Here is a 13002-nt window from a genome sequence, read left to right on the forward strand (position 1 = left end):
TGTGCTTTTGTTACCTATAGAGTCTAGCTTTTCTGAGATAAAGCAAGCCATTTCTCTTGATAACCAATTGATTATTCAAGCCCCCCCTGGTGCTGGTAAATCAACTTGGTTGCCCTTGCAATTATTAACGCAAAATGTGGTTGCGGGTAAAATTTTATTGCTTGAACCAAGGCGTGTTGCTGCCCGTTCAGTAGCCAATTATATGTCGAGCTGCTTGAATGAAAAAGTCGGTGAGACAATAGGGTTGCGAATGCGCGGGCAAACGCAAGTGTCTGCCGCGACCCGCTTAGAGGTGGTAACGGAAGGGGTGCTTACCCGTATGTTGCAAAGTGATCCAGAGCTAAGCGGTTACGATTTAATTTTGTTTGATGAGTTTCACGAGCGTTCATTGCAAGCCGATATGGCGTTTGCCTTTGCGTATGAAGTTCAGCAAGGTTTACGAGATGATTTAAAGCTCGTTTTGATGTCCGCGACATTAGATTTGCCACTAGCGCAAAAAATATTACCCGCAGCCAAATTGATCCAAACAGAAGGTCGTCAATTTCCTGTTGAGGTTGCGTATCGGCCTATGGGCAGAATGTCATGGCAAGACAAGCTGATACAGGTCGTGCGTGAGGCATTAGATCAACAGGGAAATATATTAGTGTTTTTACCTGGTATTGGTGAAATCAATCGAGCGCAGCGCGCATTGATGCCTATTCTGCCAGCAGACATTGTTTGTCAGAGTTTACATGGCCAGCTTGCTTTAAATGACCAGCAACAAATTTTAAGTTTGGATGAGCAAGGAAGGCGAAAGTTGGTATTGTCGACCAATATTGCAGAAACCAGTTTAACTATTCCGGGCATTAAAATTGTGATTGACTGCGGTACACATAAGCGAGTGCGATTTAATCCCAAAAATGGTTTTAGTACATTATTTACCGAGCGGATATCTCAGGCGTCAGCAGAGCAACGCAAGGGGCGCGCAGGGCGGATCGAAGCGGGGATAGCTTATCGGCTTTGGTCACGAGATGAACAGCAAAGAATGCGCACACAATACCCAGCTGAGATAGAAACAGCAGATATTAGCGAAGTGTACCTAGAGTTACTTAACTGGGGAGCCCAAAGTTTTACCGAGCTCAATTGGCCAACACTTCCTAGTGATAGCCAAATTAACCTAGCTATTAGTTATTTGAAACAACAAGGGTTGATAACCGAGCAATTGGGGAAAAACAAGCTTACCTTGTTAGGCCAACGTATAGCTTCACAAGGTTTACCTATTGATATCGCGTTAGTTCGTCAGCAAGCGAACTATTCTTCTCAAGTGCTCGCGGCTTGGTTGTTTGAACAAATGCCTCGAGGTCAGGTGGGACGAGATGATATTAACGTGATAAATCAGATCCAATCGAGTTATAAATACTACTCCAACATTAAAGGTTTGCTTAAACGCTGGCGAACTAGCGATAAGTATACGCCTAATCACATCATTCCAGATGAGCTAGTGCAAGCAGCCTTGGTGGCTTATCCTATGCGAGTGGCCAAAAAACGCGGTGCAGGATATCTAATGGCCTCAGGTACTGCGGTTTCAGTTCCTGCCGAAAGTCATATAAGTCAAGACATTGAATTTATCCTTGTTCTAGGCGCTAGCTTTTCCGATAAGCAAGCTTCCGGTGTGATCCGCCAATACCTAGCATTAACCAAGCAAAATGTTGCTGAATATATTGAACCTGCAGCTAATTTAACAACCCATTTAGAAATAAATAATAAAAGTGGTCAATTGCAGTTTTATGAAGTTGTGCGTTATGGCAACTTGGAGTTAGACAAACGTTTAATGACATCTAAACCCAGTACCCAGCAACTGCAACAAGCTTGGTTGGAATATATTCAAAACCAAGGGTTTAAAGAGTTTAAGCAATGTGAAAAGCTGCAGCAGTTATTGGCTCGGTTGCGTTTAGCTAATCAAATTAATTCGACATTATTTCCTAGTGTAGTCACTAGCGACGAGTTACAAAACAACGCGCAACATTGGTTTGGTCTACATTTAACGCAAATAAAGAATCTGCAACAATTATTGAATTTAGATTTGATAAGCTGTGTTACCAGTGGCTTACAATATGAACAGCAAAGCTGGTTGAAACAGGCATTACCTAGCCAATGGCAAACACAGGATGGTAATCATTATCGACTGGACTATGCAGGGGAGCACCCAGTTAAAACCAGTTTACGATTGCAATCTTGTTATGGAATACAACAGCATCCTTGTGTTGCTGATGGTAAAATAGCAATAACACTGGAGTTATTATCGCCAGCGCAACGTCCCATTCAAACGACTAACGATATCAATAGTTTTTGGTTAGGTAGTTATAAAGACGTGCAAAAAGACATGAAAAGTCGATACCCCAAGCATTTTTGGCCAGACGAACCACAACATGCTGAACCGGGATTACAAACTAAAAGACAAAGGACTAACTCGTGAGTAAACAAATGATCCAGCCAAGGCGATCTTGGCCTGTGCGTTGTTGCTTTTTTCTCATTAAACTCAGCTTAGTTTTTATTTGTATTTTGGCGTTTTGGGGCATCTATTTAGATGCACAAATTGAACGCAAATTTGATGGTAATAAATGGCAATTGCCCATCGAAGTATTGGGTGCTCCTATGATGTTCACAACGGGAGACGCAATTAATGCTAACGCGTTGCAGGAATATTTGGGGCGGTTAAATTACCGTAAGGTTAAGCAGGTGCGTCAGCCGGGGGATTATAGTTTTACATTACAAAGTATTGTAGTTTACCGACGCGCATTTGACTACGCTGTGGCAAAACAGCAGGTTGAGCAACAACAATCGGCCACTTTGCTCAAAGTTGATTTTCAACAAAACCGTATAAAGCGGGTAACAGATTTGACGATAAATTCGACTGTTACCGCATTTCGATTAGAGCCCTATGTGATTGACAGGTTACAAACGTCTACTTTAGAAGATCGTGATTTTATTGCATTGGCTGATTTTCCTGAACTTTTTAAAGAAACCTTACTGTTAGTCGAAGACAGGCATTTTTATCAACATCATGGCGTATCTCCGCTAGCCATTATTCGAGCATTGCTGCAAAACATAAAAGCAGGTCGTACAGTGCAAGGTGGAAGTACATTAACTCAACAGTTAGTTAAAAATATGTTTTTAACTAACGAGCGGAGCCTGTGGCGTAAGTTAAAAGAAGCTTATATAGCGTTATTACTGGATGCACAATACAGTAAAGAAGAGATTTTAGAAGCGTATGTTAACGAAGTTTATTTAGGACAAAATTACGCGCGAGGGGTTCATGGCTTTGGCTTAGCTGCGCAGTTTTATTTTGGTAAAAATGTAAATGAACTCGCACCTGACGAAATAGCGCTGCTGGTTGGTATTGTTAAAGGTCCGTCTTATTATAACCCAAGAAACAAAGCGCGTATTGCGCTTGAACGACGAGATTTAATATTACGTTTAATGGTGGAAAATCGCTTACTGAGTCGAGAGCAGTACGAATTGAATGTGGTAAAGCCGTTGAAAATTATTGATTTGGCAAAAGTGTCAAGCGGTCGATATGCCAGTTACATGACGCAGGTAAAGCAAGAACTCAAATTACTGTTAAAAGAAAAAGCGCATCAATTTAATGGATTAAAAGTCTACACTCATTTTGACCCTGTCGCCCAGCGTCGTGCGCAGTTATCAATTGATAAACAGCTGCCTTTGCTAGAGTCTAAGAAGCAAGTGAGTGATTTGCAAACCGCTGTCGTGTTAGTTGACAGCTCAACTGGTGGGATCAAAGCTATTATTGGTGATAAACAAGCCCACTACAATGGTTTTAATCGAGCCTTATATACTCAACGCAATATAGGCTCGTTAGTGAAACCGGCCATTTATTTAGCCGCGCTTCGTCAACCAGAAAAATATGGCTTAGCCACGTTAATAGATGATAAACCTATTACCCTAACCAGTGATCTAGGAAAAGTTTGGCAACCACATAATTATGATAAAACCTTCTTACAGCAAGTAACATTACTTGACGCTTTAGTGACAAGTCGTAATGTACCGGCGGTTAATTTGGGAATGCGCCTTGGTTTAAGTTCAGTGTCACAACAATTGCAAGAGTTGGGGGCCTATTCACCTATTCCGCAGTATCCAGCCATGTTGTTAGGCTCGGTTTCAATGGCGCCGATTGAAGTTGCTCAAGTTTATCAGCCGCTTGCCAATCAAGGGTATAAGTTTTCACTTAATGCTGTGATAGGCGTGTATTTTCAGGGTAAAAAAGTGGCGGAAAATAAGACAGCAAAAAGCCAAGTTTTGACTGCTGAAAGCGCGTACTTAATCAATTATGCCATGCAAGAAATTACGCGCAAAGGTACCGCGCGCTGGTTGGGTAATATGTATAGTCAAACTCGATTTGCAGGTAAAACGGGTACGACAAACGAATTACGTGATTCTTGGTTTGTTGGTTATGATCAGAACGAGTTGGCGGTGATTTGGGTAGGCAAAGATGATAATACCAGTACTCAGTTGACCGGTTCGTCAGGCGCTTTACGTATTTTTGGTGAATATCAAAAGCAACGTCAACCTGTCAGTTTAGTGGTTCCTAAACCACAAAGTATAGCGATGCGCTACTTCAGCAGTGACTCTGGATATCATGTCGATCCTGGTTGTCCTGATACTTTGTTATTACCTGTTATTGAATATGGGTTGGCTGCGCCAATTGCCTGTGAAGATGCGCCGAGTATTGAAGAAGTTATTGCCGCCCCGAACAAGCCGCAAGAAAAATCTTGGCTTGACGATTTATTGGGTTGGTAAGTGTGACGGTAAAGGAAATTGAAAAAATGAACATTTCACTTGCTAGGTTAGATGCAAGAGAAAAGTGGAGTGTATATTTGATTTTGGCGAGCGACACGAGCTTATATTGTGGGATCACCAATGATGTTGAACGGCGTTTTAAACAACATCAAACCGGTAAGGGCGCTAAATACTTTAGAGGCCGCCAACCTGTGAAAGTCGCTTGGCAACTTAATAATTTAACTCATCGTCAGGCTGCAGCAATCGAGCCTAAAATCAAAAAGTTAAGCCGTAAACGCAAATGTCAGTTGGTTAATCAACAATCAAATTATTCTGAGTTAGAACAAATTTTAGCGACAAAATAACAGAATATTTGTCGCCAGCCTCATGCATTCTGCGCTGCCAATTGATATAGTTAGTCAATTGATATTTAGTGTGGCAGTGATGTTGAAGCGCTGCCATCTTTCAAGTAAGAAATCATATATGACTGATTTGCAGCAACTATTTGAGCGTAATTTACAAGCGCATCAAGATGTTTTTGCTAAACTTCCGGTGCTTGCTCCGCAAATATCTCAGTTGACTCAACGTTGTTATCAAGCGTTGCAGCAGGGCGGAAAAATTCTTTTCATGGGAAATGGCGGCAGTGCAGCTGACAGCCAACATCTTGCGGCTGAGTTTGTCGTTCGTTATAAAAAAGAACGCAGAGCTTTAGCCTCTATTGCACTCACTACAGACACATCTATCTTAACCGCAGGGGGTAATGACTATGGTTTTAACCAAGTTTTTGCTCGCCAAGTTGAGGCGCTCGCTAAGCCTGAAGACATTGTTATAGGCATTACAACGTCAGGTCAAAGCCCTAATATTAATTTAGCGTTGGAAGCGGCTAATAATATTGGTGCATATAGTGTTGCGTTTACTGGGCGTGACGGCGGTGCGGTTAAAGATATAGCGCAATTGAGTTTAATTGTTCCCAGTGATGTGACCGCCCATATTCAAGAAGCGCATATTTTTATTGGTCATTATATCTGTGAAGCGATTGACGAATTAGTGACAGCGGGATCAGATAGCTAATGGAATTGAGTTATTTTCAACGTTTATCACAAGCCAATATTTTGGTGGTTGGTGATGTTATGCTGGACCGCTACTGGCAAGGTGATACGTCGCGTATTTCACCTGAAGCGCCAGTTCCAGTTGTTAAAGTGGCGAGCTGCCAAGATAAAGTCGGTGGCGCAGCCAACGTTGCGCGTAATATTGCTCATTTAGATGGCAAAGTTGGCTTACTTGGCATTATTGGCACGGATGAAAATGGTGAAATTTTAAAGCAACAGCTTATTAAAGATAACATTGACTCACAGTTAGTTGAGCAGCCGGAACAGCCTACGATAACTAAGCTACGTGTATTGAGTCGTCAGCAACAAGTGGTTCGTTTAGATTTTGAGCAAACATTTAGTTTGCAAGCCGCCAATGCGTTGCAAGCAAAGTTTAAGCAAGTTGTAGCCAATTATGATTGCGTGGTATTTTCGGACTACAATAAAGGCTCCTTAGCCCACGTCACATCAATGATAGCTGATGCGCGAGCATTGGGTAAATTAGTCTTAGTCGACCCTAAAGCTAAAGATCTATCCAAATATGCGAAAGCCAGTTATGTCACGCCAAACCTGAAAGAATTTATTGATGCTGGTGGTGAATCGGGTTCTGAAGACGCGATAGCACAGAGTGTACGTGGAATAATCGCCCAGCATAATATCGATAATATGTTACTGACTCGTAGTGAGCAGGGCATGTCGTTAATTAATGCCCAGCACAAGGTCGATTTACCTGCTCAGGTGTTGGAAGTGAACGATGTAACAGGTGCTGGCGATACGGTTATTGCAACTTTGGCCTGTTTCCTAACGGTTGGTGCTGAGCCTGCCTTAGCCGCTAAACTTGCCAATTTAGCTGCCGGCATTGTTGTGGGTAAATTAGGTGCCGCTTGTGTGACCCCAGAGGAGCTAATGCGTCGTGTTAATCAAACTCGGGATAAGGCTCAACAACATTATCAAGTGCCATTTGAAGATGTGTTACAACATATTGAATTTGCCCGTCAGTGTGGCGAAAAAATCGTTTTTACTAATGGTTGTTTTGATATATTGCATGCGGGCCATGTATCTTATTTAGAACAAGCACGAGCCTTAGGTGATAGATTAGTACTGGGTTTAAATACTGACGAAAGCATTCGCCGTTTAAAAGGTGAGGGCCGTCCAGTTAACCCGTTAGCGCAACGCGCTACCGTGATGACAGCATTACAAGCCGTTGATTGGGTTATCCCTTTTGGCGAAGTCAATGGCAACGAATATGATGATACACCGTACGATTTGATCAAACAGGTTAAGCCTGACGTATTAGTGAAGGGTGGGGATTATACGCCTGATACCATTGTTGGCGCTGATATAGTTTGGGATAATGGCGGTGAAGTGAAAGTAATTGAGTTTGTTGATGGTTGCTCCACAACGAATATCATTAACAAGATTAAAAATTAGCTTGGGTGTTTGCGTGTGATTAACTTGGCTAAAAATAAAGCTCTGTTTCTTGACCGAGACGGGGTTATTAACTTTGATCATGGCTATGTTAGCCAGATAGATCAATTTGAATTTATAGACGGTATTTTTGAAATATGCCAAGCCGCTCAAGCTAAGGGCTATTCGTTGATTATCGTCACCAATCAATCTGGTATTGGGCGAGGCTATTTTTCACAGCATGATTTTGACGTATTAACCGAATGGATGGTTGATCAATTTGCTGCTAATGATGTGCAAATTAATGACATTATGTTTTGCCCGCATCACCCTGAAAAAGCGGTTAATGAATACAAAACAGATTGTGATTGTCGTAAGCCTAAACCAGGTATGATCCTAGAAGCGGCACAACGGCAAGGTATAAATATAGCTAAGTCGATAATGATTGGCGATAAAATATCCGATATGAAAGCCGCAGATTTAGCTGGGGTAGGTACTCGTATTTTACTCGACTCTCACTATAGTCGAGGTCAAGATGATCTCGGACTAGCAACACATCGTATCGAAGCCTTAAATGAAATATTTAATTTAGGTGTATTGAATTAGTGCGCAACCCTTAGGAAGCGTAGCGTTAAACTCTTATTGAAAATTTTCTTATGATAGATACCAAAAAACTCGAAGAAATTGCTAAGCAAGTGACAGATAACTTGCCCACTGGGGTTAAAAAATTTGCAGAAGAAGTGGAAGATAAAACTAAGCAAGTTTTGCAAAGCCAGTTAAATAAGCTTGATATGGTGAGTCGCGAAGAGTTTGATGTACAAACTCGGGTATTGATGCGCACTCGTGAAAAATTAGTAGACTTGGAAGCGAAAGTTGCAGAGTTAGAGCAGAAAATAGTCGCTGGTGCCTCAAGTAAAATTGAGCAGCAAGATTAGCAGTCTGCTATTAATAGATTAAAGAGAAAAGCCCAAACAGGTTATCGGTTTGGGCTTTTTATTAATTTAAACGTTTATTTAAAATTGATTGTTACGCCAATCTAAACTGATAACTAACCTCAACTCTGGTTAATTAGTGCTTATTACTACTACAACCTGAATCATTGCAGCAGCTTGCTTTTTCTTGATGTACATGGCCGTGCTTGATTTCTTCTTCGGTTGCTGCTCGCACATCAACAATTTCAACGTCAAACTCAAGATCAATACCCGCTAACGGATGATTGCCATCAACTGTGACCGTATCTTCTGCTACGTCAACTACGATCACTGTTTGCTCGCCACCGTCTGTACTGGCACGTAGTTGCATACCAATATGTATTTGGTCTTCAAACCCTTCAAACATGGAAAGTGGTACTTCTTGAACAAAGCCGTCGTGTCTTTCGCCATAAGCATTTTCAGCATCTACAGCCACGCTAAACTTTTCACCGGCTTGGCGATCGGTCAATGCTTCCTCTAAGCCTTTAATTAAAAAACCTTGACCTTGTAGGAAAACCAGTGGCTCACCATCGAAAGAACTGTCTATGTCCGTTCCTTCTTTGTCTTTAACTAAATAATGTAAGGTTACCACTGAGTTGTTTGCTATTTTCATTCTGATGCCTTGTATTCAAGAGTGTAAGGCAGTTCACTTAACGTGAATTGACTTGTATCTTGGTTTTTTAACTTAAGTTGAGTATTTAAATCTAAATCTGCTGCACATACTGCCATGCCATACATCTGGCCGTCAATTGCACATGCGCTAACTACTGTACCAGCGCGTCGCCAATTTTCACCTGCAGGCATTTCTAATGTATCACCAACATTTATATTGTCGGCATGACCGCTAAAGGGAAATGCAGCGCGTTTATTCTTACCAAGGTAACGCATCCGAGCCACGGTTTCTTGGCCCATATAACAGCCTTTGTTAAAGCTAATACCGTCAATGGCTTGCAGGTTAAGCATTTGTGGCACATATTCACCTTGCTGTTCAGCATGCAAGAAAATAATACCATTGTCGATTAAGGCCTTTTCAAATAATGCTTCATTGTTATTAGCATCAAGTTGCGTTTCAGTTGCAATCAGTGTGATGTTTGACGAGAGCGCTACACGATAGGTCGTGTCGTCTTGCGATACTTGGTTTATCTCAAGTTGGTTATTGCCAAGCTGAGCATACCAATGAAGTTGGGTGTTATGTGTGATATCAGTGCGAGAAAACACACCGTATTTATTGAGCTCGGCGAGTGATTTTTCTATTGTTGATTGGCGTTGAAATAATTGGCAGTCATCACCGGTTGGAACAAAGTAAAAATGGCTCCAGCTTTTGCCTTTTGCGTCACAGTGAGCGGCAAAGCAAGCTTGTTGCGCTGTTAAGTTACTAATGTGTGCAGTTACTTGGCTATTTAAGTAGGTTCGACTGTCGGCTCCACTCATTTTAATGGCGCCCCAACTGGATAGTTTGATCAAGGATGAGCTTTGTTCTGACATAGATATCTGAATTATTGAACTAATGAGTCTTATATTAGGGCAAAGACTTAAGCTTACAAGTCTAATCCATATAAGAATCCATCTAACAAAGGGTATAGTGGTGATTTATGTAGGTTATAAATCAAGGTATTTGGTTTATCTGCGATGAATTGCTATATTTGCTGCAATATTTTTCTTAAAAGAAGTGATACATGTCAGACATCCCATTAAATAAAGTACGCTGGGCTTGCCGTCGCGGTATGCTGGAGTTGGATGTAATTTTTAATCCGTTTGTTGAAAATCATTATTCTAACTTGCCTGAAGAGGAGCAAGTGACGTTTCGTAAGTTACTCGTCTGTGATGATCCCGAGTTGTTTGCTTGGTTTATGGGACATGAAGACTGCCCAAAACCAGAGTTTGCCGCTTTAATTAAAAAAATCCACAAACTCAATGGTGCCAAGGTTTAGCCTTAAGTTTACCTCAGGCAAGGCGTATTCTCGCTTTGCCATTTTGTTGTGTTTAATTATTTATCTGTGCCTTTTCAGTTTGATTTTTGAGCCACTTTTTATTTGGCAAATATTCGACTGGTATTTAATTATCTATTTAGGTTTATTTGCGCTCGTTGCTTGGGGTTGTGTAATCTCTATTGGTAGGCAAGCATTAATATCCCAGCAGGTATGGTCATTAGCGCTTAACGGTAACCTTGTGATTGAAGATGTAGAATATCAGCTTTCACCACAATCCAATTATTTTTTGTCTTGGATATTTACAGTTTATGTTAGTCAATTAAGTCAAGAAAAAACCTATTGTTTATTTGCCCCTGATAATATGGAACCTGTCGCGCGTAGTCGCTTAAAACGGGTGATTAAACGACTACGGGCTCAGCCTTTAGAGGCTAATCAGCAAAATTAATCGGACAGTTATCTGGAGTTAAAACGGTCGGTTTACTGCGACTTTTCGTTTTAGGGTAATCTTGATTGTAATGTAAGCCACGGCTTTCTTTACGTGATATCGCACTGCGCACAATGAGCTCTGATACATCTAATAAATTTCTCAGTTCCAGCAAGTTATTGCTGACTCTGAAATGAGAATAGTATTCTTGAACTTCTTGTTGTAGTAACTCAATCCGTCGCATAGCACGCTCTAAGCGTTTATTGGTGCGAACAATCCCGACGTAATCCCACATAAATAGGCGCAGTTCGTGCCAGTTATGTTGAATAATGACAGCTTCGTCAGAATCACTGACTTTACTTTCATCCCAAACCGGAATGACTGCGCTTTCAGCTTGATGATAGTCATGCTTTTGAATGTGTTTAGCTGCAGACTCGGCAAAGACTAAACATTCTAATAAAGAGTTACTCGCCATGCGATTTGCGCCATGCAAGCCTGTGTAAGCAACTTCACCCACCGCATATAAATTATCTAAATCTGTTTTACCGTTGAGATCGGTTTTTACCCCACCACAAGTGTAATGGGCGGCTGGTACGACAGGCATGGGTTGTTCATGCATTTTAATGCCCAGCATTCGACATCGGCGATAAATGGTCGGAAAATGTTTTTTGATAAAAGCTTTATCTTTGTGGCTGATGTCCAAAAACATCGAGTCAGCCCCAAGGCGTTTCATTTCTTTGTCTATCGCACGGGCGACAATATCTCTTGGCGCGAGTTCTGCCCGTTCGTCATATTCAGGCATAAATCGACTGCCATCTGGACGTCGTAAATAAGCGCCTTCGCCTCGCAAGGCTTCGGTGAGTAAAAAGTTTTGCGCATCGGCATGAAATAAACTAGTTGGATGGAATTGATTAAATTCCATATTGGCTACGCGGCAACCCGCACGCCAAGCCATAGCAATACCATCGCCACTGGCAACATCTGGGTTAGATGTATATTGATAGACTTTACTTGCACCACCCGTAGCAAGCACAACAACGTTGGCTTTAATCACTTCGACTTGCTCGGTGTTACGGTTCCAAACGTAAGCGCCATATACTCGCTTGTCAGAGGCGTTGTCGCCAAGTTTGGCACCTGTGATTAGGTCTACGGCATTGTAACGTTCCAACACGCGAATATTGGCGTGCTGCTTGGTGGCATTATTTAAAGTATTTTGTACTGCTTTACCGGTTGCATCGGCAGCATGTAAAATACGCCTATGGCTGTGTCCACCTTCGCGAGTTAAATGAAATCGCTCATCGCCGTCAGGTGTAGTTTCTTTGTCAAAAGGTACACCATAGCTTATTAAGGTTTCCAAGCTGGCTCTGGCATTTTCGGCAGTAAAACGCACGGCTTTTTCAGAACAAAGTCCAGCTCCGGCTATGAGTGTATCTTGTACGTGAGATTCAACACTGTCGTTTTCATCATAAACCGCCGCGATCCCCCCTTGAGCATAATAGGTGGAGCCTTCGCTTAGGTTGGATTTACTTAAGACAATAATGTCAGACTGGTCGGCAAGGCGTAAAGCTAGGGTTAACCCAGCTGCTCCGGCGCCAATCACCAATACTTGGCACTGATGTTCAATTTTTTCCATCTGCATGAGTAACCGCTAAGCCTTTGATTATTAAGCAAACACGGCCTTTTGTTACGTTTTGATTGCAACTATTTTCGCACTTTCTGCAGATTTTGAGAACTTTTTTAAGTAGGCTCAGTCTACTATTAGCAAATGAGCAGTAAAAACTGCTGAGTTCAATCACACTTTTATGGGAGTACCGACTCGGTTATGAGTGTCGGATATACAGATCAACAAATCGTTGAGCGTGTTCAGCGCGGCGATAAACAGGCATTCAATTTGTTGGTGCAAAAGTATCAACATAAAGTGATTAACCTGATTTCGCGATATGTTCGTCAACAAGGCGACGTAGCTGACATAGCTCAAGAAGCTTTTATTAAAGCTTATCGTGCAATTCCAAGCTTTCGTGGTGAAAGTGCTTTTTATACTTGGCTGTATCGGATCGCTGTGAATTGTGCAAAAAACTACTTAACGTCTACTGCTAAAAAAGTAGCGTCGAGTGATATTGAGGTTGAAGAAGCTGAGTTTATTGATTCAGCAACTGGGCTGCGAGAATCTGCAACGCCAGAAAACTTGTTGTTAACAGATGAAATCAAACAGGTGGTGTTTAGCACCATTGATACATTGCCGGATGATTTAAAAAATGCCATCACATTACGCGAAATAGACGGCATGAGTTACGAAGAAATTGCTGAAATCATGGATTGCCCTGTGGGCACTGTGCGTTCACGTATTTTTCGCGCTCGAGAAGTTATCGACAAAAACCTGAAACCAATTTTACAACGCTAATTAC

At 41.7% G+C, this 13002-nt stretch carries 13 protein-coding genes; 10 read left to right on the top strand and 3 right to left on the bottom strand.

Annotated elements, in window-relative coordinates; translation table 11 throughout:
- Position 1: 1 nt before the first annotated feature.
- The 7 genes from hrpB (at position 2) to ubiK (ending at position 8206) form a co-directional block, all read left to right on the top strand.
- Positions 2 to 2455 carry an ATP-dependent helicase HrpB gene (gene hrpB / locus C2869_RS11650; protein WP_108603096.1) on the top strand — a complete coding sequence of 818 codons (2454 nt, stop codon included), beginning with the start codon at positions 2 to 4 and terminating at the stop codon, positions 2453 to 2455.
- Positions 2452 to 4797 (top strand): penicillin-binding protein 1B, encoded by a 2346-nt coding sequence (gene mrcB, locus C2869_RS11655; RefSeq protein ID WP_108603097.1) that lies wholly within the window; start codon positions 2452 to 2454, stop codon positions 4795 to 4797. Before hrpB ends, mrcB begins: the two co-directional genes overlap by 4 nt.
- Positions 4798 to 4823: 26 nt before the next feature.
- Positions 4824 to 5141: a GIY-YIG nuclease family protein gene (locus C2869_RS11660; RefSeq protein WP_108603098.1), complete on the top strand. Its 318-nt coding sequence runs from the start codon at positions 4824 to 4826 to the stop codon at positions 5139 to 5141.
- A 118-nt stretch (positions 5142 to 5259) separates the two neighbouring features.
- Complete coding sequence (locus tag C2869_RS11665) at positions 5260 to 5847, top strand: D-sedoheptulose-7-phosphate isomerase (protein ID WP_108603099.1); 588 nt, start codon at positions 5260 to 5262, stop codon at positions 5845 to 5847.
- Positions 5847 to 7295 carry a bifunctional D-glycero-beta-D-manno-heptose-7-phosphate kinase/D-glycero-beta-D-manno-heptose 1-phosphate adenylyltransferase HldE gene (gene hldE / locus C2869_RS11670; RefSeq protein ID WP_108603100.1) on the top strand — a complete coding sequence of 483 codons (1449 nt, stop codon included), beginning with the start codon at positions 5847 to 5849 and terminating at the stop codon, positions 7293 to 7295. Before C2869_RS11665 ends, hldE begins: the two co-directional genes overlap by 1 nt.
- Positions 7296 to 7319: 24 nt before the next feature.
- Positions 7320 to 7877 (top strand): D-glycero-beta-D-manno-heptose 1,7-bisphosphate 7-phosphatase, encoded by a 558-nt coding sequence (gene gmhB, locus C2869_RS11675; protein WP_228710657.1) that lies wholly within the window; start codon positions 7320 to 7322, stop codon positions 7875 to 7877.
- Positions 7878 to 7927: 50 nt separating this feature from the next.
- The gene (gene ubiK, locus C2869_RS11680; RefSeq protein ID WP_108603101.1) at positions 7928 to 8206 is read left to right on the top strand and encodes a ubiquinone biosynthesis accessory factor UbiK; all 279 of its coding nucleotides are present in this window, start codon (positions 7928 to 7930) and stop codon (positions 8204 to 8206) included.
- 133 nt (positions 8207 to 8339) lie between these two features.
- On the opposite strand, the gene C2869_RS11685 is transcribed toward ubiK, so the two are convergent.
- Both C2869_RS11685 and ygfZ read right to left on the bottom strand, forming a co-directional pair.
- A complete protein-coding gene (locus C2869_RS11685; RefSeq protein ID WP_108603102.1) occupies positions 8340 to 8855 on the bottom strand; it encodes an FKBP-type peptidyl-prolyl cis-trans isomerase in 516 nt (171 codons plus the stop codon).
- A complete protein-coding gene (ygfZ, locus tag C2869_RS11690; RefSeq protein ID WP_108603103.1) occupies positions 8852 to 9727 on the bottom strand; it encodes a CAF17-like 4Fe-4S cluster assembly/insertion protein YgfZ in 876 nt (291 codons plus the stop codon). Before ygfZ ends, C2869_RS11685 begins: the two co-directional genes overlap by 4 nt.
- A gap of 191 nt (positions 9728 to 9918) precedes the next feature.
- On the opposite strand from ygfZ, the gene C2869_RS11695 reads away from it, so the two are divergent.
- Both C2869_RS11695 and C2869_RS11700 read left to right on the top strand, forming a co-directional pair.
- Positions 9919 to 10173 carry an FAD assembly factor SdhE gene (locus C2869_RS11695; protein WP_108603104.1) on the top strand — a complete coding sequence of 85 codons (255 nt, stop codon included), beginning with the start codon at positions 9919 to 9921 and terminating at the stop codon, positions 10171 to 10173.
- Positions 10157 to 10618 carry a hypothetical protein gene (locus C2869_RS11700; protein ID WP_159084143.1) on the top strand — a complete coding sequence of 154 codons (462 nt, stop codon included), beginning with the start codon at positions 10157 to 10159 and terminating at the stop codon, positions 10616 to 10618. Before C2869_RS11695 ends, C2869_RS11700 begins: the two co-directional genes overlap by 17 nt.
- Here the strand turns inward: C2869_RS11700 and nadB are convergent.
- Entirely contained in the window at positions 10602 to 12230 is a 1629-nt protein-coding gene (nadB, locus tag C2869_RS11705; protein WP_199915684.1) for an L-aspartate oxidase, read from the bottom strand. The genes C2869_RS11700 and nadB overlap by 17 nt on opposite strands.
- A gap of 189 nt (positions 12231 to 12419) precedes the next feature.
- On the opposite strand from nadB, the gene rpoE reads away from it, so the two are divergent.
- Positions 12420 to 12998, top strand: a complete 579-nt coding sequence (gene rpoE, locus C2869_RS11710) for an RNA polymerase sigma factor RpoE (RefSeq protein WP_108603107.1) — start codon at positions 12420 to 12422, stop codon at positions 12996 to 12998.
- Positions 12999 to 13002 lie beyond the last annotated feature (4 nt).

It is taken from the genome of Saccharobesus litoralis (genome assembly GCF_003063625.1).
Lineage (GTDB): Bacteria > Pseudomonadota > Gammaproteobacteria > Enterobacterales > Alteromonadaceae > Saccharobesus > Saccharobesus litoralis.

Bases quoted from the DNA above. Each gene is read 5' to 3' on its own strand.
- C2869_RS11660 (WP_108603098.1), top strand. From the start codon at position 4,824: ATGAACATTTCACTTGCTAGGTTAGATGCAAGAGAAAAGTGGAGTGTA.
- C2869_RS11665 (WP_108603099.1), top strand. From the start codon at position 5,260: ATGACTGATTTGCAGCAACTATTTGAGCGTAATTTACAAGCGCATCAA.
- hldE (WP_108603100.1), top strand. From the start codon at position 5,847: ATGGAATTGAGTTATTTTCAACGTTTATCACAAGCCAATATTTTGGTG.
- ubiK (WP_108603101.1), top strand. From the start codon at position 7,928: ATGATAGATACCAAAAAACTCGAAGAAATTGCTAAGCAAGTGACAGAT.
- C2869_RS11685 (WP_108603102.1), bottom strand. From the start codon at position 8,855: ATGAAAATAGCAAACAACTCAGTGGTAACCTTACATTATTTAGTTAAA.
- ygfZ (WP_108603103.1), bottom strand. From the start codon at position 9,727: ATGTCAGAACAAAGCTCATCCTTGATCAAACTATCCAGTTGGGGCGCC.
- C2869_RS11695 (WP_108603104.1), top strand. From the start codon at position 9,919: ATGTCAGACATCCCATTAAATAAAGTACGCTGGGCTTGCCGTCGCGGT.
- C2869_RS11700 (WP_159084143.1), top strand. From the start codon at position 10,157: ATGGTGCCAAGGTTTAGCCTTAAGTTTACCTCAGGCAAGGCGTATTCT.
- nadB (WP_199915684.1), bottom strand. From the start codon at position 12,230: ATGGAAAAAATTGAACATCAGTGCCAAGTATTGGTGATTGGCGCCGGA.
- rpoE (WP_108603107.1), top strand. From the start codon at position 12,420: ATGAGTGTCGGATATACAGATCAACAAATCGTTGAGCGTGTTCAGCGC.